Raw genomic sequence first — 26,475 nt, forward strand, 5'->3', positions numbered from 1 at the left:
TGCTCTCAGCGTTCTCCCGACGGTCAGACCAGGCAATACGCCGGGAGTCGTATGTGCGACGGCCCGCGTACGCCATCGGCGACAAAACGCTTGTCGGCGGCGCGCGGGCCGTACGACTCCAGGGTTACCGGTGCGCCCAGCAGCGCGCCGATCTCGGCCGGCCAGTCACCGGGCCGGTACAGCCCGGCGGGCGTGGCCCGGTGCAGCCGGGCGGTCAGGCGCTCCTGGTGGGCCAGGTCACGGTGCGGTCCGGGCTCGATCCGGTCCCAGACCGCCCCGTCCACCCGGTACGACGTGCAGATCCCCAGCCCGGTCTCCCGCGCGGCCACGTCCAGGTGGGTGACGGCCAGCTCGTCGACGCCGCCGGCCACCTCCACGGCGTACCGGTGGGCGACCGCGTCGAAGTGCCCGGTCCGGAACCGGCCCTGCCACTCGTCGTGCCCGTTGTGCTGTTCCGGCAGGTCCAGCGCCGGGTCCTCGGTGACGAACGGCCCCGACCCGTGCCGCGTCGTGTACGTCCGCACCACCCCGAGCCGCCGGAACGACGGGCACAGCTCGGCCACGTTGTCGAACGTCGTGGTCGACCAGGTGGTGTGCGGGTGCCACCCGCGCCACTCGTCGAGCAGCACACCCTGGGCGCCCTCGAACACGCACGGCCCCTCGGCGAGCAACCGCATGGTGTAGCTCTCGTGCGTGATCGTGACCGCCCGGCCGAACGCGACGAACGCGTCCAGCACGTCGTCGAGCGGGGTGTCGGTGTAGCCGTACGCCTCCTGCACCGCGGCCAGCCGGCGCCGCAGCCGCGCCGGTGAGAGCACGTCGGAGACCCGGGGCGCCTCCGGGTGCTCCAGGGCGTACGCCATGGTCTCGCCCACGCCCATCCCGCACGAGCCGTGCCGGTTCACGCGTTCCTTGCGCCGGTTCGCGGCCCGGTGCCACGGGGTGGCCAGCAGCGCGTCCCCGTCGACGGTGAGCAGGTGGAACGGGTTCTTCAGGGCGAACGCCTCGGCGGACAACGCGAGCGGGTCGACCACCGTGAACCGGGTCAGGTGGGTCGGCACCCCGCGCAGCGTGCCCGCCCCGAACTGGGCGAACGTGTGGTGCCGCCCGTCGTCGGTGACCACGTTGTGCCCGGCCTGCGCTCCCCCGTTGAAGCGCAGGACGGCCCGCACGCGGTTTTTCGCGCAGAGCGCGTCGACGACGGTGCCCTTGCCGGCGTCCCCGTACCCGAGGTCGACGACCGCCACGTGATCCATCACAGCCTCCGGAGACGACCGGGCCTGTGCAGCGGGGCGAGCGCCTGCCCGACCGAGTGACCGGCCGCCGACCCGTAGGCGGCCAGGTCGTCCAGGCCCTCCTCCAGGTCGACGGTGTCCTCGCCTAGGCCGACGGTCAGCGCGATCGTCTCGCAGACCGCGTCCAGGTCGTCGAGCTCCAGGACGTTCTGCCCGAGCAGGCCGCGCCAGGCGGCGAGGACCTCGCGGTCCCGGCCGTACGTCGCCGAGGTGGGCAGGATGAAGAACACCTCGAACTTGCGCTGCAGCTCGGCGACGATCGACGCGACCGGGATGGCCTCGCGCAGGTCGTCGCCGATCACCCGGCGGACCTCCTTCGGCTTGACCATGGCGTAGGGCAGCTCGTCGCCGATCAGGAACAGGTAGCCCTTGCGCTGCCGCTTGACCATCGAGTCGGTCAGCACGTGCCGGGCCAGGAAGTACATCGCCAGCTCGTACGACTCGCGCTTCTGCCCGCCGCCACCGCCCTCCAGCACGATCCGGGACAGGTCCTCGTCCATCCGGTTGTCCGACTCGAACTGGCCCACCTGCAACGGCACCCGGTCGCAGGTGGCGTCACCGATCGCGCCGAACATGATCTGCGGGTCGGTCGCGTAGCCCTTGCGGGTCAGCAGGCCGAGCAGCTGCGGCAGCTTGGTCTGCAGCACCCGCGGGACGTTCCGCATCGAGCCGGTCACGTCGAACATCACCACGATCGGCGTGCTGTCCGGGTGTTCCGAGCTGTCCCGGCTCTCCCGCATGAACACACCCTGCGGGTCGAGTTCCGGGTGGGCCTGCCGGGCGCCGCCGTCGCTGTACGCGAAGGCGCTCTCGCCGGTCGCCGCCCGGAAGTTCTCGGCAGCCGTGTAGACATCGGTGGACCAGCGTCCGCTTCCCATGGTCGTGTTTCCTCTCAGATCCGGTAACGCGGGGGGACCAGCTCGTCGAGCTCGGCCAGGAGGTGCCACGCGTTCTGCGGGCGCATCCTCGGCGCGTCGTACAGGCAGCCGTCGGCGAACCGCCGCAGCGGGTGCGGCATGTCCGGCCCGAACAGCCGGGTGATCAGGCCGGTGGCCAGGTGGATGTCGGTGGCCGGGGTGACCGGGCGCCCGGCCGGCACCTCCGGCGGGTACTGCGCCTCGCGCTTGGCGATCAGCGCCTTCGGCCGGCCGCCGACCGGCGCGGCGTAACACCAGTCGATCAGGACCAGGCCGCGCTGCCGCCGGTCGACGAGCACGTGCTCCTCGAAGACCGCTCCATGCACGATGCCGGCGTGGTGCGCCCAGCCCAGGCCGGCCAGCAGCCGGCGCCAGATCCAGATCAGGTCGGCCGGGTCGAGACCGCCGGGAACGGCCAGGTCGCGGAACCCTCGCTGCCGCATCAGGACATTCACCGTACGACGGTGATGGTCGCCGTCGACGTGGATGAAGCTGTCCAGCAGCCGCGGAGCGTACGCCTGGAAATCGGGCCTTCCGTGCCGACGGAGCCGGCGCAGAGCGGCGGCCTCGACCACCATGAGATCGCTGTCCGCGGGGTCACGGGGCACCTTGAGCAGCGACTCGCCCTCTTCGAACAGGTCGGCCACGTCGCCCTCGGCGAACCGGCGGTCGAACCGCGACCACGGCTTGGGATGGGCGACCGGGTCCGGGCCTCCCCGGACCCGGTCTCGGGCCGTTTGCCGCCGGCCCGTCGAGTAATGCTGCTGGGCCTTCCGACTGTGCTGCTTCGGGGTGATCACGCGGTCGTCGCACTCCGCGTAGAGCGCGCCGAGCTTGGCGAACGCCCGAGTCGCGGACGCCCACAGCGCGGGTCCGGCGGTGTCCGGGTGAACGATCTTGGCGAGTGTCCGGTAGGCGAGCCGGACGTCGACGAACGTCGCCTTCCGGGTGATGCCGACGCCGGTGGTGTCGATCAGCTCGGCGAACGTGCTCGCCGCCGCGATCCGGGCCTCGGCCTCGGCGAAAGAGATCCGGAAACGGGTCTGGGTGTCCTGCTCGGAAGTCGCGTACCCGGCTTTCATCTGATCCTGTCCTCCCGTGTCGGCCGCAACAGCGCGGGGTGCAGCAACCTGGCGTCACCGGCCCGGTAGAGCCGGGCCTTGGGCCCGCCGCGCTCCCCGCCGCGCGCCGCGGTCTCACCGGTGCTCTCCACGAAGCCCGGCACCGACAGCACCTTGCGGTGGAAGTTGCCGGCGTGCAGCTCCTCACCCCAGACCGCGGCGTAGACCTGTCGCAGCTCGCCGATGGTGAAGGCGGTGGCGACGAACGCGGTCGCGAGCGGGGTGTACTCCAGCTTGTCGCGGGCCCGTTCGAGCGCGTCGGCGAGGATCTGGTCGTGGTCGAAGGCCAGGTCCTTGGCCTCGTCGACCGGGACCCAGAAGGCCCGGGCCGCGTCGGTCCCGGCGACCGGCTCCGGCAGATGCGGTGCGAACGCCAGGTAGGCGACCGACACGATGCGCATCCGGGGGTCACGGTCCGGATTTCCGTACGTCCGGAGCTGCTCCAGGTGCACCCGGCCGAGCGTCTCGTCCTGCTCGGCGCCCGGGGTCAGGCCGGTCTCCTCGGCCAGCTCCCGCAGCGCCGCCTCGTCGAGCGTCTCGTCCCGGACGAAGCCGCCGGGCAGCGCGTTCTGCCCCAGGTGCGGGGCCTGGCCACGCTCGACCAGCAGCACGCAGAGCGTGCCCTCCCGGATGGTCAGCGCCACGACGTCCACGGTCACGGCGGCAGACGGGTAGTCCCGGGGGTTGTAGCCGGCCAGGAAACTCGCCTCGTCCATGATCGCGTCCTTCTCACTATGAGTACTACTCGATGTGAGATGAACCTAGCGCGCTCGATCGTCACGTGTCAACGGGTGGCGGGGGCCCGCTTTCCCCGGCCGCCGTGCGGACGCAAAAAACCCGCCACCTCGGTGGGTGGCGGGTTCCCTGAACGGATTCGGTCAGCTACTTCTCGTATGTCAGGCAGTCTGCTCGGTCCAGGGATGCGCCCACGGTAATCGCCGGCGCCTGACACTCAAGATTGGTGTTGTACTTGCATTCGGCCCGCTTGCAGGCGCCCACCTGAGCGGTGGCCACCCCCATGCCGCCGGTCACGCCGGAGCCGATGAACGTGTCACACTCCGAGTTCATGTCACCGATGGTGATCGCGAAAGCGGTGCAACCGTCGTGGTTGTAGCCACAGTCCGTAACCGTGCAGGTCTGGACCCGCGGCATGTTCATCATCTGAGTCATCGCGCGTGCTCCTTCTGGTTACCGGGTTTGTCGCCTCTTGAATCTAGTCATTGGTGCAACGGTTCGCACATTTTCCCGCTTAAGATTTTTAAAACCAAGAATGGTAAGGCAAGCCTTTCCTTTGCCATTAGGTTAGGCGGGCCTTACCGATGCTGATCGCTTTTATGTATGTCGTCGCCCGCATGTTTGGCCGTGGATCTTAGTGGTGCGGGAGCGGAGTGTCTGACATATGAGGATGTTTCTGACTCTAGGTAAACGAACCGCCACGAATAGCTACGCTTCCGGCGAGACGGCCCGCCGGCTTCAGTACTGCAAGCACGTGCGGGCCCACCCAACATCACCGAAGCGGTCGCATGACCGTAGGAGGACCACGCATGAGCAAGTCGAAGAGCGGATCCCGCACGCGGCTGAGCCGCCGCGTCGGGATCGTGGCCGGCGCGGCGACCGTTGCCACCCTGGGCCTCGTGACGCCGGCGTACGCCGAGGCGAAGCTGACCCTGAGCGCGACCTCGGGTCCGTCCGCCACTGCCACCGCCATCACGGCGACGGCGACCACTGCTGTCTTCACCGGTATCACCCCGGTCGTCCAGTTCGTGACCACGGGCAGCGGCTCGACGGTCTGCCCGCTCAGCTACTCGAACCCGGTGGAGCGAGTGATCTCCGTAGCCGGCGTGCAGAGCGCCGGCATCGTCGGTGTCCCGGCGGCCAACGTCCGCAAGGTCACCGAGAGCAAGATCGTGATCACGACGCCCACCACGGCGCTGAACCCGGGTGGCGCGGGCGCCGAACTGTTCAACGCCACCGGTCTCGCGCTGGCCGTCAACGGTTCGACCACCCAGACCACGGCCAAGTACAACGTCTGCGTGTACGCGGGCACCACCGCCGGCAACGCCACGACCAGTGGTCTGCTGGCCTCGGGCACCTACACGATCGCCGCCTCGCCGACGATCACCAACATCACCCCGGAGAGCGGACCGTCGCTCGGTGGCACCAAGGTCACGGTCACCGGGACCGGCTTCACCACGGGCACCACCGCGTCGATCGGTGGCAGTGCCCTGTCCAGCGTCGTGGTCAACGCGACCGGCACCCAGTTCACGGCGATCACGCCGGCCCGCACGGCGGGCGCCGACCTGAAGCTCGTCGTCACCGCGACGGGTGGCTCGGTGGACAGCACCGCCGACGTGCAGACCGACGACGACTACAGCTACCTGAACGGCATCACGGTCCAGCCGAACACGAACGCCGGTGCGGACTCGGTGACGCTCGACATCAGTGGCGTCGGCTTCTCGGCCTACACCTGGCTCACGCCGACCAACACGCTGGACGCCAGCCCGCACATCTTCCTCGTCGAAGGTACCTACAACGGGGCGAACAGCGCCGCTCAGGTCACCGCGTTGGAGGCGGACACCCGGACGAACGGCCCGGCCGCCGAGTGCACCGACGTCCTGGTGATCGGTGACACCGAGCTGATCTGCAACCTCGACATCACGAAGAGCGTCGACCCGGTCGCCGGTACCAGCGTAAGCACGCGGATGAACGAGGGCGCCTACGTGGTCACGGTGGTCAACACGGGTGCCAACAACGCCACCCCGACCTTCCAGACCAAGGTGACCAGCGGCTCGATATTCACCGTCGCCGCTTACTGATCCTGATCCTGGTCTGCTCAGTCAGTCCTGCCATTGCTGCGGCCGGTTGCCTTCGGGTGGCCGGCCGCGGCTGCTTTTCCGCTTCGCCCCTGGCTTTATTCGTTTCCTTAAACGTCTGATTTCTTGAGGCGGACCTTGGGTTTCATCGAAGTCCTGAAACCGTGGTAATGGTGTGATAAGTGCCCGTGGTGTTGTTGCCAGGAAACTTTCAGCGGACTTCGCGGCTCGGCGGATTTGCCCGCTTGCAGGCAGTTACGATTTCTCGCGAGGCGGCCCGAAGTGCCCATCCGGTCCGGGCCCACAAACACTTACCCAACGCGGTCACTGATGACCGTAGGAGGCCCCACCCATGCAAATGGAGAAAGCATCATCCCGCCGCAGGAAGGCCCTGCAGTTCGGGGCCGTGGTCGGCGTCACCGCGGCTGCTGTCCTGTCTGCCAATCCGGCGATGGCGGCGGTAGAAGTGGCGACGGTCAGCCCCTCTTCCGGTCCGACTGCCGGCGGCAACACCGTCACCCTCTCGGTGGCCACCCTGTCGGACCCGGCGCAGTCGTTCATCCAGGGATCCACTGCGGTGACGCTGGAGAATGCCGCGACCTGCAGCGCCTCCCTGACTGCGGCGCCGAGCTTCCCCCTGGTGGCCCCCGCCGCCGTCACCGTGGTCAGCGCCACCAAGCTGGCGTTCACGGTTCCCTCGGGTGCCACGACCACGGGCGGTATCAGCGCGGCCAACGACTACAACGTCTGTGCCTATAGCGCTCCGGGCGCCGTTCCCGGGGCGAGCACCGCCGCGTGGACGCTGATCGGCAAGGCTGAGGCCGCTGGTGGCACCTACCACGTCGGTGCCAGCCCGACCATCACCAGCATCACCCCGCGGGCCGCGGGAACCCAGGGTGGTGGCACGCTGATCATCTCGGGTACCGGCCTGGACTCCACCGGCACCTGGTCGCTCGGCGGCACGACCGTCACCCCGACCGTGAACGGGGCGTTCACACTGGCCACGGTCACGATCCCGGCCCATGCAGCAGGTGGCCCGTTCGCTCTGGTGCACACCAAGAGCGAGGGTGGCACCGCGATCTACCCCGCCGCCTTCACCTATGCCGCCGGCTTGAACGTGACGCCGAACACGGCATCGAACACGAAGGCGCGGACCGACGTGTCGGTCACCGGTACCAATTTCTCCAGCATCAACTTCACCACGACGACCGGTAAGACGCCGGACGACGCGAACGGCCACGTGTATCTGGTCAAGGGAAACTACGACCCGGCCAAGACCGGTCTGGTGAAGGCCAACCCGCAGACCACGGAGTGCCTGAACGTGGTGCCGATCAGCGACAGTGAGCTGCTCTGCTCGCTGTACCTGGCCGGTGGCGGTTACTCGATGTCCACCGCCCGGACCGTCTCTGCCACCGTCACCGGCACCACACTGACGGCCGCCGCGGGTGCGTTCGGTCCGGCTGACGTCGGCATGCTGGTGACCGGCCCGACCACCATCACGGCCGGCACCTACATCACGGCGATCATCGATCCGACCAAGGTGATGCTGTCCAAGGCGCCGACCGCCGCGATCACCACCGCGACGAACATCGTTCTGTCGCCGAGCCGTTCCTTCTCCGACGCCACCCTGACCGCCAGTTCCACGGCTCTCACCTCGGGTGGAACCGCTGCCTTCGCGGCCTCGGACGTCGGTCGCCCGATCAGTGGTGTCGGCATCCCGGCCGGCACGACGATCTCCGCGGTCGGTTCCGCCACCGGTGCCACGCTTTCCCAGGCGGCCACCGCCAGTGCGAGCGGCACCTACGTCATCGGTGCGGCCCCGCTGAACGAGGTTCCGATCGGCGTCTACACGGTGACCGTGGTCAACAGCGGTGCTGTCGACGCACAGAACACCCCGGCCTACCAGCGGTCGGTCATCAACAGTGGTTCGACCTTCACGGTCGCCGACTTCTGATCCTGGCTCTGAGCACGGCAAACTAAAAAGAAGCAGCCGGTCCGTTCATCGGGCCGGCTGTTTCTGTCCGTCGTTTCGAACCGCTCGACCCAAGCAAACAGCCCGGCGGACATTCGCTGTCCGCCGGGCTGTGTCCTGTCAGGTCAGATCAATGCAGCTTGGCCCACTCGCGATCGATGATCGAGATGTTGTCGTCCGCCGACGGCTTGCCGTCCGGCGCCGCCATCATCGTCACCACGCTGCGCGACGAGGACGTCTTCCAGCACATCAGCAGCGTGGGCCGCTCGGTGACCGGTGCGTCCCGGGTGAAGCGGACCTTGTTCGTGCAGTTGACACCCGCGCCGACCGACTTGCCGCGATCGCCGGCCAGGAGCAGGGTCGAACTGTCCGTCAGGTCATGACGGGCGGTCGTCACCCGCACGCTGCCGTTGTCGGTGGGTTCCGTCCACTCCTTGATCGCGTCGCCGGCCTTGGCGGCGGATTCGCCCTTCGCCTTCGGCGGGCGCTGCAGGTCGAAGCCGTCGGCCTCGGCCTTCGCCCGCGCCTCCTCGATCTCCTTGCGGATCTCCTTGGCCGATTTCTTCGTGACCTGGTTCTCGTGGTCGTCGTCCGAGGACTTCTTCGCCGGCTTCTCGTCCGCGGCGCTACCGGCCGCCGAGCCCCTGCCGGTGGACGCGGCGACGGAAGCCGGTGCCGAGCCCGAGCCCGAGGCGACCGCGGACGAAGGCCCGCCGGCCGATGCGGAAACCTCCGGCGTCGACGGGACCGGAGCCGTTTCGGTCGCGGCGGCCATCGGTGGTGGTTCGGGCAGGCTCTCCTGCTGGGTGCCGCGGGTCTGCAGCGCCAGAAAGGCGCCGCCGGCGAGCACGGTAGCCGCCCCGGTGACCCCGATCAGGGTGCGCCTGCGGCGGATGTTGCGAAGCTCCGGCGTGAGATCTCCGCGCTCGGGTGTGGGTTCCTGGTGCTCTGGGTTCCCCATGTTCCCCGTCCTTAGAATGTGCCGGTTTCTGCGAACCCCTATGGTCTCAAGGGTTCCGGATGTATCGCATGGCAATAGACATGAGCCGCTTTACTGCTAACCCATGCTTTTCCATTTCTTATTGAGTTCCCGCACGGCTTTCGCCCGAGAGGGCTTTCCTTTCGGATCGACCAGAACAGTGACGACACTCTTTTCCGCGCTGGTACGCCAGCAGAGCAGCAGATTTTTCTTCCGCTCCGCTTTCGGATCGTTGCCGAGCTGGAAGGTCTGCGTGCAGTCGGCGTTCCGGTAGGGCTTCACTCCACCGGCCACCCAGCGGAGCTCGCGCTGACCGGACAGGTCGCCCCGGGCGGACACCACCCGGATGATGCCGCCCGATTTCAGCGAGCCCCGTTGGGTCATGCGCACGGAGTCCAGCACCGAGTTGGCCCGCTGCGGCCCCGGCATGATCGCCTGGGCGTGCCCGGCACTGCCCTCGGCGAGGGCCGCCGGCGTGGCGGAGGCGGAGCTGGCGAGAGGTTCCGGACCGATCGCGGCGGGCTCGGCGGAGCCGCATCCGGCGAGACAGGCCCCGCTGCCGAGCACGACGGCCAGGCCCACCGCCCTGGCTGCGGTCCGTGCGCGGTGCCCCGTCCGATCGTCATGGCGACTGGTCATGCTGGCTGTTCCCCTCGTGATCTCGGCGGTGAGCCGCACCGGCTCCCGACTCAATCGTCCCAATGATCACGAAATAACATGCTGAAACGGACGAGTGGTCGCTGTGAGTTCCCTTAACGGCGAGCCTCCGCGGGATCTTTCACGTTCTCCGCGAATCGGCAGCAATCCGGTCGTTACGCTGCGGTGGAAGCGCGGAGGTGACCCGGGACCGGCGCTCTGCCGCCCCAGCTGCCGAAGGATTGCGGGTACCCATGTCTCAGCGCGTGACCCGGGCCGGCCTGGCCTCGATCGCCGTCACCGCCCTGGTCCTGGCCGGAGCGAGCTCGCCGGTCTGGGCCGCCACGCCGGCGATGACCCTGAGCAGCGTCACCGGCCCCAGCGGCGGCGGCACCATCATCACCGGCACGGTGGCCAGCCCGTTCGTGGTGTTCCCGGCCGGCACCACGCCGGCGGTCCAGTTCCAGTACGTCGGAACGGGCTCCACGACCTGCAGTGCGACGGCGGGGGCGGTCGCGCAGATCGCCGTCACCGGTACCACCGGCACCGACGGGGTCCAGACCGTCGACCCGGATCAGGTACGGCGGGTCTCCGCCACGAAGGTGCTGTTCACCGTGCCGTCCCAGGCGTATCCGGTGATCGGTGAGGACGGCTACCCGAGCACGATCAATCCCACCGGGGTGGTCCTGGCCGGCGCGCAGACGTGGGCCAAGTGGAACGTCTGCGTCTACGACACCGACTCCACCGTCTCCAGCACGCTGCTGGCCACCGCCTCGTACACGGTGACCGCCCGGCCGACCATCACCTCGATCATCCCGGCGAGCAGCCCCGCCGGCGGCGGCCAGTCGATCACGGTGAACGGCACCGGCTTCAGCGCCGTCACCACCGCTACCACCGGTGCGATCGGCGATGTCCCGCTCGTCGACATCAAGGTCGCGCCGAACGGGAACAGCCTCACGGCGACCACCGGTCCGCGAGCCTCGGGTACTGGTCTGGCACTCACCCTGACCACCCCGGGTGGCACGGTGAGCAGCCTCGATCCGGACAACAACGACCAGCCGGAGGACGCCGACCCGGACACCGACGACGCTCCGATCGGCTTCCTGTACAGCAACGGCATCACGATCGCGCCGAGGACCGCTCCGGCCGGGACGACAGTCGTGGTCGACGTCAACGGCGCCGGGTTCTCCGGGCTCAGCTTCAGCGCCGCCGGTGATCCGCAGAGCACCCAGGCGCACGTGTTCCTGGTCAGGGACGCCTACGTGCTGGACAGCAACCGCGGGGTGGCCGAGTGCGTGGTGCAGGCGGTCATCGGTGACACCGAGCTGATCTGCACGCTGGACCTGTCGGCGGACCAGTTGAGCCTGACCGACAGTTCGACCCTGCCGTCCACGCCGATCACCGACGGGGCCTACTTCCTGACGGTGGTCGCGGACGGTTCCACCACGGCCCTGAACCCGAATTCCAGCATCGTCAGCAGCGGGGCCGCGTTCATCGTCGCGCCGTACTGACCCGCTGCGCCGGGGCGCACCGTTCTGCTCCTGGGCGGCACCGGATCCGCACTGTCGGCTTCCTCAAGACGGCCGAACCTCCTTGTGCAAGGGCCGCCGGGGAGAGGACGTTGTCGATGAAGGTTCAGCTGCGCCGTTACGCTGCCGGGGCCGTTGCCGCTGGTGCGATCGCTGCCGTTGCCGCGTTTGCGCTGCCCGCCGGTACGCCGGACTGGGCGCCGGTCACCTACGGCCTCACCGAGAGCGCCGACCAGCTGCTCCCCGCGACGGTCTCCGAGGCGAAGCCGGCCAGGGTCGTCTCCACCAAGCTCGACAGGCACGGCCGCCCGGTCGTCACGGTGAAGCAGGCCACCGACAAGGCGAGCGCCGTCAAGCTCGTCGAGGACGCGCAGAGCGCCGACGGCGCGATCGGTGTCGAGCTCGACGCCAAGACCTACGCCTACGGCGCGCCGACCGGAACTGATCTCTACCGGGGCAAGCAGTGGGGCCTGGCCACGATGCACGTCGCCGACGCCTGGCAGAAGTCGACCGGCGCCGGCGTCACCGTCGCCGTGATCGACACGGGGGTGGACGCGACCAACGTCGACCTGGCCGGACAGGTGCTGACCGGGTACGACGCGACCACCGACAAGGTCGGCGGCAACATCGACCCGCACGGGCACGGCACCCACGTGGCCGGCACCATCGCCGCGGTCACCGGCAACACCATCGGTGTCTCCGGTGTCGCCCCGGACGCGAAGATCCTGCCGGTGCGGGTGCTCGGCAACGACGGCAGCGGCTACATGTCCGACGCCGCCGAGGGCATCCTCTGGGCCGCCGACAACGGCGCCCAGGTGATCAACATGTCGCTGGGCTCGTCGGAGAAGGTCGCCGCGGTGACCACCGCGATCACGTACGCCCGCAGCAAGGGTGTCACCGTGATCGCCGCGGCCGGCAACGAGCGCAAGGAGGGCAGCCCGGTCAGCTACCCGGCCGCCGAGGCCGGTGTCATCGCGGTCGCCGCGACCGACTCCGCCGACCAGGTCGCCGAGTACTCGAACGCCGGCAGCTTCGTCGACGTGGCCGCGCCGGGCAGCGCGATCCTGAGCACGTACCCGTCCGCGCTGGGCAAGAGCTACAGCACGATGAGCGGCACCTCGATGGCGTCGCCGCACGTCGCCGCGGTGGCCGCGCTGCTCAAGGCCGCGAAGCCGAGCCTGACCCCGGACCAGATCGAGCAGGCGCTGGAGACGTCCGCCGTCGACCTCGGGCCGTCCGGCAAGGACAACGACTTCGGGTACGGCCGGATCGACGCCCTGGCGGCCCTCGCCACCGTCGGCACGCCGACCAGCGCCCCGACCACCGCTCCCGCCAAGCCCACGGCCCCCGCCCCGACCGCGCCGACCACCGCGCCGACGACCAAGGCCCCGACCACCGCGCCGACCACCAAGGCGCCGACGACCGCCCCGACCAAGGCGCCCACCAGCGCCCCCACCACCGCGCCCACGTCGAAGGCGCCGACCGCCGCGCCCACCTCGGCGGCTCCGAGCCCGAGCACCAGCTCGGCCACGAAGGTCACGCCGGTGATCGTCGCCGACACCACCGCGGCCGACGTCGCCTACAACGGCAGCACGGTCACCACGTTCACGGTGACCGCCGGTGGCCAGGCCTGGACCCGGAAGAACGCCAAGCTCTGCATCGCCGAGACCGGCAAGTCGTTCCAGTGCGTGGACGTGGTCACCTCGGCCGCCGGCGTGATCTCCCTCGACCGGGTCGCCACCGCCGGGTACCAGTTGCAGCTCCGGGTCGCCGCGACCGACGTCAACGAGGCCGCCACCGCCACCGCGACCTACACGGTGCACAGCACGGCGTCCGCGTTCCGCAGCGGCAACCGCACGATGGGTGTCGAGCTGGCCTCGCCGGCCGGGCTGACCGTGCAGGTGCAGCAGCAGGTCCGGGGCACCTGGAAGACCGTGTTCTCGTTCGTCACCAAGAAGACCGCCACCCAGGTGACGATCGGCGGGCTGGCCCCCGGGCAGCAGTACCGGGTGCTGGTCCCGGGCACCGCCGCGGTCGCGGGCGCGACGAGTGGCATCGTGGCCGGCTGACCGTTCGACTGATCGACCGCGGCAGGGGCAGCACGCCCCTGTCGCGGTTTTTCGTCAGTCCAGCGCGGCCCACTCCCGTTCGATGACGGCGACGCTGTCCGCGGTGTCCGGCACACCCTGCTTGACGATCGCCATGGTCACCACGCTGCGCTGATCCGAGGTGCGCCAGCAGAGCAGCAGGCCGTCACGGACGACAGCTGTCTCGCCCTCCTCGAACCGCACCCGGTTCGTGCAGTGCACACCGTCCGCGACGAGGCGCCCCTGATCGGCGGCGAGTCGCCGGTCACCCTTGTCGCTGAGGTCGAACCGCGCGCTTGACACCCGTACCGTGCCATTGCGGACCGTTTCGACGCGGCGGGTGACCGGACCGCTCTGGCCCTGCGCCGCCGAAGGCGACGCGGCCTGCGGAAATCCGCCGGCCGCGACCGAAGCGTCGATCTCCGTCTGGAGATCCGACGGCGTCGGCGAGGGGGTGCGCCGGGCCGGATCCGCCGGGTAGGTGGTGCGCGGCGCCGGAAGATCCCCGGGTACGACGGACTGGCCGGTCCCCTCGATCCCGGGCGTGGCCACCGTGGCCGGCGGTGCGAGCGCGGCCGGTTCGGGCAGCGTCTCCTGCTGCGGCTCCATCAGCTGCGCGGCCAGGAAACCGGCGCCGGCCAGCAGGGCGGCGGCGCCGGCCACCCCGACCAGGGCCTGTTTGCGCCGCAGGGCTCGGCGGTGCGGAGCGGCAGCCGCCGCCGAGACGTACACGTTGCCCGCGGGTACGTGCTCGTGCTGGTCGTCGCTCATGTCACCGTCCTCACTCTCGTCTTCCGCGACAACCATGATTTCAAAGATCAGGACATATCGGGTTCGAATCTGTTTAAAGGCGGTATTCCACCGATTCCGGTAGGCATTCCGGGGCAGTCATAACTGTCGACTTTCGGTCGCTCACGTCACCTGGAGGGGGAGCCCGGCCCCTACCTGGTTGACCGCGGAAACCGGCGCGCGCATCGTGTGGTGCACGGATGCGTTGGCGGGCGGATCCGGGGTTGTCCCGCCGTGTCCGGAAGACGGAAGGGGGCCCTGTGCGGCGTGACGAGGTGCGATTCCGCGCTGGTCCGGACCGCCGGCGATGACCGGGAGCGTCGAGCATCTTCCGGCCCGGCCGTCCTGGGACTGCCGGGTGTGCGGCCGGCCCTGGCCGTGCGAGCCGGCCCAGGTGGTGCTGGCCCGCGGTCACGGCCGGGTCGATCTGGCCCTGGTGATGTGGGACTACCTCGAGGAAGCGGCACGCGACATGCCGCAGACCCCGGCGCCGGAACTGTTCAACCGGTTCCTGCGGTGGACGCAGTGACTCCGCAAAGCCTCGAAAAGCGAATGGCAAACACGTTTCCTGACTAGGGTCGAGATGTCCAAGTCAAGGAGATTAGTATGCTTTTCCGCCGTATTTCCATGGCGCTCGGCATGGCCGGGCTCTTGATTCTTCCCGCCATCGCCGCACAGGCCGAACCGACCGCGGCGGACGCGGCGTTCCTGAAAGCGGCGCACCAGGTGAACCTCGCCGAGATCGCGACGGGGCAGATCGCCTGGAAGAAGACCACGGACCCGCAGGTGAAGAACGTGGCCGCCGCGATCATGCGCGACCACATCCACCTGGACGCGGCCCTCTACCGGACGGCGCGGTGCTCCGCGTCTACCTGCCCGGCTCGCCGACAGCGGAGCAACAGGCCCTGGCCGACCGGTACGAGGCCGCCGGGGCGGCGTCGTTCGACAAGCTCTACCTGTCGACACAGCTCGCCGGGCACCGCAAGGTCTTGCGGATGATCCGGTCGGCGGACATCACCGAGCCCTCGATCAAGGAACTCGCCGAGAAGGCCGAGCCGGTGATCGCCCGCCACGTGGAAATGATCCGCAAGGCCGACTGACGGTGTTGCACCTGGCCACCGGGCGTCCCGCTCTCGTGGGGCGCCCGGCGGCATGGTGGCTCCCGTGCCTCTTCCGTGCCGCTCTGTCCTGCGGCGCCGCGCGCGTTGTTCAGCCGCGCGGTCGGGTCAGCGGACGCCGATGACGGCGGCGTCGGTGCCGCCGCGCCAGAGCAGGCCGGTCTCGGTGTAACCGGCCGCGCGGAGGGCGTCGAGATGCCAGCTCGCCGGCGGAAGCCACCCTTCGGCGTGTCCGTCCGGGTAGATCTGCTGCCGTTCCACGGCCTTCGGCGCCAGCTGCTCGTCGGCGGCCGCCCGGGCCCACCAGTCGCTCCAGGAGGTTGCGGCACCCGAGTCGTACCGGGCGTTGCGCTCGTCCCGGGCCTGATCCCGCAGCCGGGCGGAGAACGCGGCCAGGCCCTCGTCCTCCATGTGATCGGCGTTCACGAAGATCCCGCCGGGGCGCAGCACCGCACGGACCTCGGCGTAGAGTGCGGCGGTCCGCTCGGCGGGCAGCCAGTGCAGTGCGGTCGCGGTGAGCACCGCGCCGAACTCCTCGTGCGGCAGCTTGGCCCGCCAGCCCGGATCGCCGAGATCCGCGTCGACGACGGTGGCCCGGCCGGCGAGCGAGGCGGCCGCGATGGTCAGCAGCACCGGATCCTGGTCGACCAGGGTGACCTGCGCGGCCGGGAACCGGGCGAGGGTCCGCAGAGAGATGGTGCCGGTGCCCCCGGCCAGGTCGAGCAGCCGGGGCGCAGCGCCACCGGTCGCCGCGGCGACGGCGGTGAGCATCGCGGCGAACCGCTGCTCGCGGTCCGGCATGAAGGCCTCTTGTTGCTTGTCCCAGCTCTCCTGCCAGATCCGGGGGTGCTTCAGGTAAGCAGTCATAGGCTCCACGGTAGTTACATTCCGCGCTCCGGTCACCCCTCGTTCCGGCGCCGAGGGTGGTCAGCCGGCGGGGTGGGAGGCTTGCTGGTCCTTGAAGCGCTCGGCGAAGGCCTGCAGGTCGCGGCGTTCGATCGCGGCGGCCATCAGGTCGGGGAACGCGTCGGGTGTGCACGCGAAAGCCGGCACACCCAGCGCCGCCAGCGCGGCCGCGTTCTCGTGGTCGTACGCCGGAGCACCCTCGTCGGACAGCGCCAGCAGCACCACCACCTGCACGCCCGCCGCGGTCATCTCGGCGACCCGCCGCAGCATGTCCTCGCGGACGCCACCCTCGTACAGGTCGCTGACCAGCACGAAGATGCTGTCCCGCGGCCGGCTGATCAACTGCTGGCTGTACGTGATCGCCCGGTTGATGTCCGTCCCGCCACCGAGCTGGGTGCCGAACAGCACCTCGACCGGGTCGCTGAGCTGCTCGGTCAGGTCCACCACCGCGGTGTCGAAGACGACGAGCGAGGTCCGCAGCGACCGCATCGACGCCAGCACCGCCGCGAACACTCCGGCGAACACCACCGACGCGGCCATCGACCCGGACTGGTCCACGCAGAGCACCACGTCCCGCTGCACGGCGGTGCTGCGCCGGCCGTACCCGATCAGCCGTTCCGGGATCACGGTCCGGTGCTCGGCCTGGTAGTGCTTGAGGTTGGCGCGGATCGTGCGGTCCCAGTCGATGTCGGCGTGCCGGGGCCGGTTGATTCGGGCGGCCCGGTTCAGCGCGCCGGCCACCGCGGCCCGGGTCTGCTGCGTGATCCGCCGTTCGAGCTGGTCGACCACCGTGCGCACGACCTGCCGGGCGGCGTCCTTGGTGGCGTCCGGCATCACCCGGTTGAGGGAGAGCAGCGTGCCGACCAGGTGCACGTCGGGTTCGACCGCGGCGAGCATCTCCGGCTCGAGCAGCAGCCGGGTCAGGTCGAGCCGCTCGATCGCGTCGGCCTGCATCACCTGCACCACGGTGCTGGGGAAGTACTCCCGGATGTCGCCCAGCCAGCGCGCCACCTTCGGTGCGGACCCGCCCAGTCCGGCGGACCGTTTGCCGGCCGTGCCGTCGGCGTCGCCGGTCGCGTCGTACAGCGCGGCGAGTGCCGCGTCCATCGCCCCGTCGTGTCCCTCGACCTTGCCGAGCGACTCCTCGGCCGGCCCGCCGAGGACCAGCCGCCATCGGCGCGAACGTTCTCGCGCCGCCTCCTCCGGCTCAGCCATCCGTTCCCCTCGATCGGGTGCCGCGGCCCGGGTCCCGCCGGCGGCCGTCCTTGCTCTGAACAGCGCCATTCGCCCGGCCAGACCGGTCACCTCCGCTGGTTCGCCGGTGCCGGCCGTCCCGGCTGCCGGTGCTCTCCGGTCCGCTGTCGAACTCCCCGCCCCGTGCGCCCTCCGCGCCGCGCGGGTGGGAGAAGAGCCGCCCGGCGGACGCGGCCGGGTGTGCACCCGGCCCGTTCGGCGCCTCCATGGTCGGGTGCGAGAACTGCAACGCCGCAGGCAGAGCGCCGGTGGCGCCCGCCGCCGACGGTTCCGCCGAATGCGAGAAGAGTTCGGAAACTTCGTCGCTCATGGGTCCTCCCGGATCCGGATCTCGCGCCCCAGCAGGGCGCCCAGTGCGGGCAGCACCATCACCGCCCGCTCCTCGTCGATCGATGCCGCATCGGCCGTGGCCACACCGGCCCGTGGCCCGGCCACCCGTTCGCCGATGGCTCGCCGCTCGCCCGGGTCGAAACTCCCGAACGTGCGTCTCAGCAGCGGCAACACGTCGTCGAACGCGTCCGCCGGCACGTCCGCCAGCCACTCGTCGACCAGCCCGAGCAGCGCGTCGTCGTGCACCAGCAGCAGTCCGCCGCCGGCCAGGAACCCCTCCACCCACGCGGCCGCGTGTGCCGGTGGGGTTCCCACGGTCAAGGGCAGCCGCAGCCGCCGCCGCACCTCGGCGGGGTCCAGCCGGCCCGCGTCGGACAACAGCCGGGTGATCCGCCCGGCGGGCAGCCCGTGCAGGTCCGGCCGTCGGGCCAGGGATTCCACGGTGGCCAGCCACAACTCCCGAAGGTCGTTGTCGGCGAGCAGGCTCACGGCCTGGTGCACGCCGTCCATGCCGTCCCGCAACTGCTTGGCCGCGTCGTCGGAGAGACTACCGGCAGCCGAGGGCAGGCCGGCGCAGATCCGCTTCAGCAGGCTCGCGGTCACCGTGGCGAGTCCGGCCACGTCGGTGTGCCGGACATCCCCGTACCTCAGCGTACGGGCCAGGGCGGGCAGGGCCGCCATCAGGTGGTGCACGTCCGCGTCCAGCGCCGCCCGGGTGTCGAGCGCGGCGAGCACCGCGGGATACGCCTCGCCGAGGTCGGCCAGCAGGCATGTCTCCAGCAGCCCGGTCACCTCGGCCAGCGTCCGCGCGGCCCGGGCCCGCCGGATCGCCCGCGCGGTCGCGGCGGCCAGCACGGTGGTGCCCCACATGCTGCCCTCGACCAGCCGCACCGCGAACTCCGGCTGCCAGCGGAGCACCCACTCCTCCCGGAACGTCCCGGTCCCGCGCCGCCCGGCGGCCGGTTCGCCCCACGGCAGGCCGAGCGTGCGCAGCCGGTGCAGCAGCCGGCTGCGCCGCAGGTCGATGTCCTTGCGCAGGTCGAGGTCGAGGCCGCGCTCGGCGGCCTCGGGTTTGAGCCGCAGGGTGCGCTGCTGTGCGGTCAGGTCCCGGGCGAGCGGCACGGCCGGCATCTCCTCCGGCACCGCGCCGAGGCGTTCACCGACCACCAGCCGCCGGGCGATCAGCTCGGTCCGCAGCGGCTCCCCGTCACACATCACCGCCTCGGCGGCCTCGGTGACCTCGGCCAGCCCGGCCAGCGGCCGCCCGCGCAGCGTCGCGAGGGCCTCGGCCAGCCGGGTCGCCTCGATGACGTGCGCCGACGAGGTGGGCACGCCCTCCGCGCGCAGCACGCCGGCCGCGGCCACCAGCCAGCGCGGCACCACCGCGTCGGTGCTGGTGAACAGGTGGTGGTACCACCCCGGCGAGCTCACCCCGGCGCCGTAGCCCGACCAGCTCGCGAGCCGGCCGTAGGTCCACGGCACCCAGGTGAACGTGACCTTGCCCTTGCGCCGCCCCTTGAGCAGCGCGGCGTCGTCCTTGACGGCCACCTTCCGAGTCAGCGCCGGCACGTGCCACGCTCCGCAGACGACCGCGATGTTCTCGTGCCGCCGCCGGACCTCGCGCAACACCGTGCGCATGTAGGCCTCCCGCAGCAGATCGTCGGGATCCTCCGGCGCGCCCTCCCGGATCGCCGTCATCGCCTCCGCGATCGCCTCGAACACCGGCACCCCGCGATGCTCGACCACGTCCTCCCACCAGCGCTCCGGATCGTCATACCCGGCGGCCGCCGCCAGCTCCCCGATCGGATCCACCGGCCGCGCCGGCTCGGCAGGGGCCTCGCCACCACCAGGCGTCCCCTCCGGAATCCCGCCGCCGCCGGCCCCGTCCGCCGCCAAACCCCCATCCGGTACGCCGGGCCCGCCGCCCCCCGGCCCGTCCTCCGGAATGCCGGGCGCGCCGGGCTTGCCGTCCTCCGGGCCGGGTTTCGGGGTGGTGGCGGCGCCCACCCGGTAGGCATACGGCAGGTCGAAGAAGCGGACCGGCACCTCGTTGGCCACCGCCCAGCGGATCGCCTGCCACTCCGGTGAGAAGACCGCGAACGGCCAGAACGCCGCCCGCCCCGGATCGTCCGCCGCATAACCCAGCAGGGCGACCGGTGGCTCCAACCCGCCAGCGGCCACCCAGCGCACCAGGTCGTCGGCCTCCGGTGGCCCCTCCACCAGCAGGATCTCCGGCTGCTGCTCGGCCAGCTCCCGCACCACCGCCCGGGCCGAGCCGGGCCCGTGATGGCGGACGCCGTAGAACCTCTCAGGCATCGCGGGAGGCCCGATAGAAGTCGAGCCAGTCGGGTCGCTCCCGGACCACGGTCTCGAGATACTCCCGCCAGACGACCGCGTCGGAGACCGGGTCCTTGACCACCGCGCCGAGGATCCCGGCGGCCACGTCACCCGGGTGCAGCGTGCCGTCGCCGAAGTGTGCGGCCAGCGCCATCCCGTTGGTGATCACCGAGATGGCCTCGGCGGTGGAGAGCGACCCGGTCGGCGATTTCAGTTTGGTCCGGCCGTCCTCGGTGAGGCCGCCGCGCAGCTCGCGGAAGATCGTGACCACCCGGCGGATCTCCTCCAGCGCGGCCGGCACCTCGGGCAGCTCCAGCGACGCGCCGAGCTGGGCGACCCGCCGGGCCACGATCTCGACCTCGTCGTCGGCGTTGGCCGGCATCGGCAGCACCACCGTGTTGAACCGCCGGCGCAGGGCGCTGGACAGCTCGTTGACCCCGCGGTCCCGGTCGTTGGCGGTGGCGATCAGGTTGAACCCGCGCTCCGCCTGGACCTCGGTGTTCAGCTCGGGGACCGGCAGCGTCTTCTCGGACAGGATGGTGATCAGCGCGTCCTGCACGTCGGACGGGACCCGGGTGAGCTCCTCCAGCCGGGCGACCGACCCGGTCCGCATGGCCCGCATGATCGGGCTGGGGACCAGGGCCGCGTCGGTCGGGCCCTCGGCGAGCAGCCGGGCGTAGTTCCACCCATACCGAATGGCTTCCTCCGGGGTGCCGGCGGTGCCCTGGACCAGCAGCGTGGAGTCGCCCGAGACGGCCGCGGCCAGGTGCTCGGAGACCCAGGTCTTGGCGGTGCCGGGGACGCCGAGCAGCAGCAGCGCCCGGTCGGTGGCCAGGGTGGAGACGGCGACCTCGATCAGGCGGCGGGGACCCACGTACTTCGGGGTGATCTTGGCGCCGTCACCCAGCAGATACGTCACGACGGCCTGCGGGGACAGCCGCCAGCCAGGAGGGCGCGGCCGATCGTCGGCGGCCGCCAGCTGGGCGAGCTCGTCGGCGTACTCATCCTCGGCGTGCGGTCGCAGGGCGGTCACGCGAACTCCTGAATCTCGTCAGCTCGGTAGGTGGCTCGAACAGCAAACTACTGCGGGGGTGTGACATTTTCGGTGGCGAGCTCGTCGAGCATCTCCGCCCGGAATGTCAGGGTGCGGGCCAGGTCGGCGACCGGCCGGACCCGGCTCGGGTCGACCTCCGGCTCCAGCTGGGCGGCGAGCCGGCCGGTCAGATCGGCATACGCCGGTGGCATGGCCAGCGCGGCGGCCCGGCACAGCTCGCCCAGCTGCCAGGTGTGCCGGTCGTTGCGCGCCCGGGTCACGACGGTCTCCAGCACGGTGACGCTGAGCGGCTCCGGCCACGGCCCGGGATGCAGGGCGAGCAGCCGGTGCGCCGCGCCGTCCTCGGTCCGCAACGCCTGAGCGGCCAGCCGGGCCAGTACGTCCGGCGGGAGCACCAGGTGCAGATCCCAGCGCACCGCCTCGCGCAGCATCCCGGCGTCGGCGGCCAGCAGGGCGCGCGCCCAGCCCGGGTTGTTCTGCGCGGTGGCCGCTTTTGCCCAGCCGTGCAGCAGCGGGGCGGCCCAGTCGTTACCCCGGGCCAGGGCGAGGTAGCCGCTCGGCTCCAGCTCGGACCAGGACTCCAGCGGCGCGCCCGCGATCACCTCCTCCAGCAGCCAGGCACTCGTGCCGGTGCCGTGCGCCGGGGTGGCGGCGACCCCGTCGCGCCGCAGGGCGGCGTCGAGCTCGCCGGGCGGCCGGACGGCGAGCCGGGGCGGGTCGCTGAGCTCGAGGCGCACCGCGGCGTGCGCCCGCTGCCGCATCCGCCGGCCGAGCGCGGCCCCGGGCAGTTGCCGCAACAGCTCGACGGCGGCCTGCCGGACCTCCTTGCGGCGGTCGTCCAGCCCGCGCTCCAGCAACTCCTCGTCGTCGAGCGAGAGCCCGTTGGTGAAGGTGCCGAGGAACCGGGCGCGGTTGTCCGAGGACTCGGTGTCCCAGGTGCTCTCCACCAGCTGACGGGCCCGGGCCGGCGCGGACCGGCGCAGCGTGGTCAGGTGGCCGAGGCGTTCCGCGCTGGTGGCGGTCGTCCAGTCGGTGACGGTGACCGGCGCGGCCTCGTCGAGCAGCCAGCGCCAGTCGGCCCGCTGCCCGGCCAGCCAGGCCCCGCGCCGCCCGGCGACCCGGGCCACGTCGGCCCGGACCGTGGTGTTGCGCCGGGCGGCCTCCAGCAGCGCCGGCAGCAGCACCGGCGGCACCACGCCACCCCGCGCCACCGCCGCGGCCAGCCACTGCGCGAGCAGCTCCTGCTCCAGGTGGGCGCCGCCGGGCGCCCCACCCCGCAGGATGCGCGCCAGCCGGACACCGGCCGCGACCGGCAACCCCGGCGCGGTCTCGACCGGCGCCGCGGGGACCGGCGCCTTCACCGTCGACGGCAACACACCGGCCCGCCGCGTCGCCAGCGCCACCACAGCCGCGTCCAGAAGTGCGCCCGCCGCAGATGTGGGCGCCGAGGAGGAAGCAGACGCCGACAGAGAAGCAGGCGCCGACAGAGAAGCAGACGCCGACAGAGGAGCAGGCGCCGAGGAAGAAGCGGGCGCCGGGGAAGCCAGCGCGACGACGCTCGCACCGACCCGCACCGTATCGCCGCTCCACGGGCGCCGCGCCGTCCCCACCAGGGCCGCTGCCAGCAACTCAGGTGGCAACTCGGCCTCCCGGGGCGCTCCCGGATCGGGCACCGCAGACCCCGCCGGCACGAACTGCCCCGCCACCCACGCGGCCAGCGGACGCAGCCCGGCCGGCGACCACTCCGCCGCCACCGCCGCCGGTCGCCCGCCCGCGGCCGCCAGCAGCCACCACGGCTCCCGGTGCCCGGCAGCGAGGGGGAGCGCCGCGCCCTCCTCGTCGACCAGGAAACCGTCGGCCGTCGGGGTGACGGCCGCCAGGAGCATCGGTCCGTCGTACCGAAAAGGCTCATCGGCCAGAAGCCGGGACCACCGGGAGAGGGCGGCGCGCACGGACCCGGCGCCATCCGGTGTGCCGAATGGCTCGGTGGCGCTCAGGCGCTCGGCGACCAGCGCCCGCAGCGGCGCGGCACCGGGATGAAAACACAGGTCGCCGCGGAACTCGGTGCCCGGCACCAGGTCGGCGGCGAGCGTCTGGCCGGGCGCGGCGAACGACAGCACCAGCGCGAACCGGGACGTCGACGCACCGTGCAACCAGGTCCGCCGGGTGGTCAGCACGCCGTCGTCGGAGTCGTGCTGCCCGAGGACCTGCCAGCGGTCGGTGACCCGGGGGCCGGCCAGCACCTCCTCGGCCGAGGTGGGGAAGCCGATCCGGGAGCGGACGGTGGCCGCGGTGGCCGGGTCGAGCGCGTCGAGCCGGTCGTGCCCGGCAACCAGCAGGTGCAGCACGGCCAGCTCGCCGAGCAGGCGGTCGGCCCACTGCGGACCGATGCCGGCGATCTCGCCGAGCCGCCGGACCGTGCTCGCCACGCCCGGCGCCTGCGCGTCGACCAGCCGGGCGGCGACCGGCTCGAAGGCCTGGTGCCCGCGCCGGCCCAGCCCGGCCAGGCCCTGCTCGACCTGGTCGTCGAGCCAGCGGCGCAACTCGGTCATGCCGCTCGCCACCCGCTCGGCGCGGTCCTTGGCGCGTTTCGCGGCGGCCACCGGGTCGGGCGGGGTCAGCCGTGCCTTGGCCCGGGCCGCCCGGGCGGTCTGCCAGGAGATCACCCAATCGGGTGCGGTGGCGGCGCCGAGGCCGGTCTCGGCCCAGTGCAGGACCAGGCCGACCGCGTGTTTGCAGGGCGCCTGGAACGTCGGGCAGGAGCACTTGAACGCCGGGCCGGCCAGGTCGACGGCGACCTGATAGCCCCGGCAGAGTCCCCAGAGGAGGGTGTCGTCGTGCGCCCCGGTGACGCTGAACTGCCCGGACACGCTGCGGGCGCGCTTGAGCGCGGCCGGGTCGGCGGCGAGCGACTCGGCCTGGGCGAGGGACCAACGTTCGGCGGGCACGGGACGACCCTAGGCCCGGGGTACGACGTTTTCGACGGTGATTCAGGGCAGACTGAGAACCCGGCGGATCAGTGGAGGTAGCGACATGCGGGTGATCGTCTTCGGGGCGACCGGGATGGTCGGGCAGGGTGTGCTGCGGGAGTGTCTGCTCGCCTCGGACGTGACCGAGGTGCTGGTGGTGACCCGGTCACCGACCGGCGTGCGGCACGCCAAACTCCGCGAGGTGACGGTCGCCGACTTCGCCGACCTCAGTGCGATCAAGGGCGAGCTTTCCGGGTACGACGCCTGCTTCTACTGCCTCGGCGTCTCCTCGGTCGGGATGGACGAGGCCGCGTACACCAGGGTGTCGTACGACTTCCCGATGGCCGCCGCGCGAACCCTGGCCGAGCTGAGTCCGGAAATGACCTTCGTCTACGTCTCCGGGGCCGGCACCGACGCGGCCAGCCGGACGATGTGGTCGCGGGTCAAGGGCCGCACCGAGAACGAGGTGATGGCGCTCTTCCACCACGGTTACGCGTTCCGCCCCGGCTTCATCCAGCCCACGCACGGCGCCCGCTCCAAGACCGGGTGGTACAACGCGGTCTACACGGTCACCGCGCCGCTGATCCCGTTGTTCCGCCGGGTAGCGCCGCAGTACGTGACGAGCACCGACGTGATCGGCCAGGCGATGCTGCGGGCCGCCCGCACCGGTTTCCCGCGCCGCGTCGTCACCAACGCCGACATGTGAGCGCTCAGACAGCCCGCACCGGGGGAGTGCCGTCCCCGAACGGGCGCCCGCCCAGCGACTCCCGGCCGTGCGGCGTCAGCCAGCCGCTCAGATCCGGTCCGGCCGGGATGATGCCGCTCGGATTGATGGTCCGGTGCACCTGGTAGTAGTGCTGCTTGATCTGCACGAAGTCGATGGTGTCCCCGAACCCCGGTGTCTGAAAAAGATCACGCGCGTACGCCCACAGCACCGGCATCTCGGTCAGCTTCGACCGGTTGCACTTGAAGTGCCCGTGATACACCGCGTCGAAGCGCGCCAGCGTGGTGAACAGCCGTACGTCCGCCTCGGTGATCGTGTCGCCGACCAGGTAACGCCGGTCGGCCAGGCGCGCCGAGAGCCAGTCCAGCCGGTCGAACAGCCGGTGGTACGCCTTCTCGTACGCCTCCTGCGACGACGCGAACCCGGCCCGGTAGACGCCGTTGTTCACGTCCGCGAACACCACAGCGTTGACCTCGTCGATCTCGGCGCGCAGCTCCGGCGGGTAGAGCAGCGGCGCACCCGGCCGGTGGAACGCGGCCCACTCCAGCGACAGGTCCAGGGTGATCTGCGCGAAGTCGTTGGTGACCACGGCGCCGGACGGCACGTCCACGATCGCCGGGACGGTGATCCCCTTGTCGTAGTCGGGGAACCGCTTCAGGAACGCCTCCTGCAGCCGCTCGATGCCGAGCACCGGATCCCGGCCACCCGGATCCAGGTCGAACGTCCAGCTCCGCTCGTCGTGGGTCGGGCCGGCGACACCCATCGACAGCACGTCCTCCAGGCCGAGCAGCCGCCGTACGATGATCGCCCGGTTCGCCCACGGGCAGGCCCGGCTCACCACCAGCCGGTACCGCCCCGCCTCGACCGGGTACGGCCCGTCCGCGGCGATCCGGGTCGAGATGTAGCGCTGATCACGGTTGTACTCACCGGTTGCCATCCCCCCATCGTGCCCCCGCCGGACCTGGCAAAACCGGTGAGATCGACATCCCGGCATACTGGCGCGCATGACCGAACCGGAAGATCCGGCCGCCACCCCCGAGCGTCTGGTGCTGTTCACCGACGCGGTGGCCGCGATCGCGATCACCCTGCTCATCCTGCCGCTGCTGGAGACGCTCGCGGACGTCGAGGAGCACACCGACCTGTCCGACCTGATCCACGACAACCGGGCCGGGTTCGGCGCGTTCCTGCTGGGCTTCGCGGTGATCTTCCGCTTCTGGTGGGGCCACCACCGGGTGTTCGGCCACCTGTCGCAGCTGCGGGGACCGATCGTGATCCTCAGTGGCCTGTGGACGCTGGCGATCGTGACGCTGCCGGTGCTCACCGCGGTCATCACCGACTTCCCGCCGTCAAGCGGCTCGGTGGCGATGTACTGCGGCACCCTGGCCCTGGCCACCGGCTCGCTCAGCGTGCTGTCGATCTACGTGTACCGCCGCCCGGAGCTGAGCGTGGGCCGTACCCCGCTGCCGTTCGACGAGGTGGTCGGCACCCTGGTGACCTTCGGCGCCCTGCTGCTCGCCGCGGTGATCGGCTCGGTGTTCCCGCAGATCAACTACTTTGCGCTGTTCCTGCTGTTCCTCACCGGACCGGTCGAGCGCCTGCTCCGATCCCGCTGGCGCCGCCCCCGTCCGGTCGCCTAGTTTTCTTT

General features: G+C 71.1%; 21 protein-coding genes and 1 pseudogene. 8 read left to right on the forward strand and 14 right to left on the reverse strand.

Annotated elements, in window-relative coordinates; translation table 11 throughout:
• Positions 1–23: 23 nt before the first annotated feature.
• The 5 genes from ADL15_RS19240 to ADL15_RS19260 form a co-directional block, all read right to left on the reverse strand.
• Positions 24–1,256: an adenylosuccinate synthetase gene (locus ADL15_RS19240; RefSeq protein ID WP_067692710.1), complete on the reverse strand. Its 1,233-nt coding sequence runs from the start codon at positions 1,254–1,256 to the stop codon at positions 24–26.
• Complete coding sequence (locus ADL15_RS19245) at positions 1,256–2,173, reverse strand: hypothetical protein (protein ID WP_067692713.1); 918 nt, start codon at positions 2,171–2,173, stop codon at positions 1,256–1,258. The genes ADL15_RS19240 and ADL15_RS19245 overlap by 1 nt, the downstream gene beginning before the upstream one ends.
• Before the next feature lie 14 nt (positions 2,174–2,187).
• Complete coding sequence (locus ADL15_RS19250) at positions 2,188–3,294, reverse strand: hypothetical protein (RefSeq protein WP_067692716.1); 1,107 nt, start codon at positions 3,292–3,294, stop codon at positions 2,188–2,190.
• Positions 3,291–4,049, reverse strand: coding sequence for an NUDIX hydrolase (locus ADL15_RS19255; RefSeq protein ID WP_067692719.1), 759 nt, complete (start codon positions 4,047–4,049; stop codon positions 3,291–3,293). The genes ADL15_RS19250 and ADL15_RS19255 overlap by 4 nt, the downstream gene beginning before the upstream one ends.
• A 166-nt stretch (positions 4,050–4,215) precedes the next feature.
• Entirely contained in the window at positions 4,216–4,503 is a 288-nt protein-coding gene (locus ADL15_RS19260; RefSeq protein WP_067692721.1) for a DUF1540 domain-containing protein, read from the reverse strand.
• Positions 4,504–4,877: 374 nt separating this feature from the next.
• Between ADL15_RS19260 and ADL15_RS19265 the strand changes: the two genes are divergently transcribed.
• A complete protein-coding gene (locus ADL15_RS19265) occupies positions 4,878–6,149 on the forward strand; it encodes an IPT/TIG domain-containing protein (protein WP_067692724.1) in 1,272 nt (423 codons plus the stop codon).
• 448 nt (positions 6,150–6,597) lie between these two features.
• Positions 6,598–8,100 carry an IPT/TIG domain-containing protein gene (locus ADL15_RS19270; protein ID WP_198170889.1) on the forward strand — a complete coding sequence of 501 codons (1,503 nt, stop codon included), beginning with the start codon at positions 6,598–6,600 and terminating at the stop codon, positions 8,098–8,100.
• A 148-nt stretch (positions 8,101–8,248) separates the two neighbouring features.
• Here ADL15_RS19270 and ADL15_RS19275 read toward each other — a convergent pair whose 3' ends face one another.
• Both ADL15_RS19275 and ADL15_RS19280 read right to left on the reverse strand, forming a co-directional pair.
• Entirely contained in the window at positions 8,249–9,079 is an 831-nt protein-coding gene (locus tag ADL15_RS19275; protein ID WP_157441463.1) for a hypothetical protein, read from the reverse strand.
• Between the two features lie 96 nt (positions 9,080–9,175).
• Positions 9,176–9,775, reverse strand: a complete 600-nt coding sequence (locus ADL15_RS19280) for a hypothetical protein (RefSeq protein WP_157441464.1) — start codon at positions 9,773–9,775, stop codon at positions 9,176–9,178.
• 212 nt (positions 9,776–9,987) lie between these two features.
• Here ADL15_RS19280 and ADL15_RS19285 point away from each other — a divergent pair, with 212 nt between their 5' ends.
• Positions 9,988–11,244, forward strand: a complete 1,257-nt coding sequence (locus tag ADL15_RS19285) for an IPT/TIG domain-containing protein (protein WP_083971452.1) — start codon at positions 9,988–9,990, stop codon at positions 11,242–11,244.
• A gap of 116 nt (positions 11,245–11,360) precedes the next feature.
• Complete coding sequence (locus tag ADL15_RS19290; RefSeq protein WP_067692739.1) at positions 11,361–13,331, forward strand: S8 family peptidase; 1,971 nt, start codon at positions 11,361–11,363, stop codon at positions 13,329–13,331.
• Positions 13,332–13,385: 54 nt separating this feature from the next.
• On the opposite strand, the gene ADL15_RS19295 is transcribed toward ADL15_RS19290, so the two are convergent.
• Entirely contained in the window at positions 13,386–14,156 is a 771-nt protein-coding gene (locus ADL15_RS19295; protein ID WP_067692742.1) for a hypothetical protein, read from the reverse strand.
• 289 nt (positions 14,157–14,445) lie between these two features.
• Between ADL15_RS19295 and ADL15_RS19300 the strand changes: the two genes are divergently transcribed.
• The gene (locus tag ADL15_RS19300; RefSeq protein ID WP_067692745.1) at positions 14,446–14,667 is read left to right on the forward strand and encodes a hypothetical protein; all 222 of its coding nucleotides are present in this window, start codon (positions 14,446–14,448) and stop codon (positions 14,665–14,667) included.
• Between the two features lie 110 nt (positions 14,668–14,777).
• Positions 14,778–15,238, forward strand: a pseudogene (locus ADL15_RS19305) (DUF4142 domain-containing protein).
• A gap of 126 nt (positions 15,239–15,364) precedes the next feature.
• Here the strand turns inward: ADL15_RS19305 and ADL15_RS19310 are convergent.
• The 5 genes from ADL15_RS19310 to ADL15_RS19330 form a co-directional block, all read right to left on the reverse strand.
• Entirely contained in the window at positions 15,365–16,123 is a 759-nt protein-coding gene (locus ADL15_RS19310; protein ID WP_067692748.1) for a class I SAM-dependent methyltransferase, read from the reverse strand.
• 60 nt (positions 16,124–16,183) lie between these two features.
• Complete coding sequence (locus ADL15_RS19315) at positions 16,184–17,377, reverse strand: VWA domain-containing protein (RefSeq protein ID WP_067692749.1); 1,194 nt, start codon at positions 17,375–17,377, stop codon at positions 16,184–16,186.
• A 345-nt stretch (positions 17,378–17,722) separates the two neighbouring features.
• A complete protein-coding gene (locus ADL15_RS19320; RefSeq protein WP_067692751.1) occupies positions 17,723–20,062 on the reverse strand; it encodes a DUF5682 family protein in 2,340 nt (779 codons plus the stop codon).
• Complete coding sequence (locus ADL15_RS19325; protein WP_067692753.1) at positions 20,055–21,116, reverse strand: ATP-binding protein; 1,062 nt, start codon at positions 21,114–21,116, stop codon at positions 20,055–20,057. The genes ADL15_RS19320 and ADL15_RS19325 overlap by 8 nt, the downstream gene beginning before the upstream one ends.
• Before the next feature lie 47 nt (positions 21,117–21,163).
• On the reverse strand, positions 21,164–24,085 hold the full coding sequence (locus tag ADL15_RS19330) for an SWIM zinc finger family protein (RefSeq protein WP_067692755.1): 2,922 nt from the start codon (positions 24,083–24,085) through the stop codon (positions 21,164–21,166).
• A gap of 85 nt (positions 24,086–24,170) precedes the next feature.
• Between ADL15_RS19330 and ADL15_RS19335 the strand changes: the two genes are divergently transcribed.
• Complete coding sequence (locus tag ADL15_RS19335) at positions 24,171–24,812, forward strand: NAD-dependent epimerase/dehydratase family protein (RefSeq protein WP_067692758.1); 642 nt, start codon at positions 24,171–24,173, stop codon at positions 24,810–24,812.
• Positions 24,813–24,816: 4 nt separating this feature from the next.
• On the opposite strand, the gene ADL15_RS19340 is transcribed toward ADL15_RS19335, so the two are convergent.
• Positions 24,817–25,767: a glutathione S-transferase family protein gene (locus tag ADL15_RS19340; RefSeq protein WP_067692762.1), complete on the reverse strand. Its 951-nt coding sequence runs from the start codon at positions 25,765–25,767 to the stop codon at positions 24,817–24,819.
• A 67-nt stretch (positions 25,768–25,834) separates the two neighbouring features.
• Here ADL15_RS19340 and ADL15_RS19345 point away from each other — a divergent pair, with 67 nt between their 5' ends.
• Entirely contained in the window at positions 25,835–26,467 is a 633-nt protein-coding gene (locus ADL15_RS19345) for a TMEM175 family protein (RefSeq protein WP_067692771.1), read from the forward strand.
• Positions 26,468–26,475 lie beyond the last annotated feature (8 nt).

The sequence above is a fragment of the Actinoplanes awajinensis subsp. mycoplanecinus genome (assembly GCF_001509495.1).
Classification (GTDB): domain Bacteria; phylum Actinomycetota; class Actinomycetes; order Mycobacteriales; family Micromonosporaceae; genus Actinoplanes; species Actinoplanes palleronii.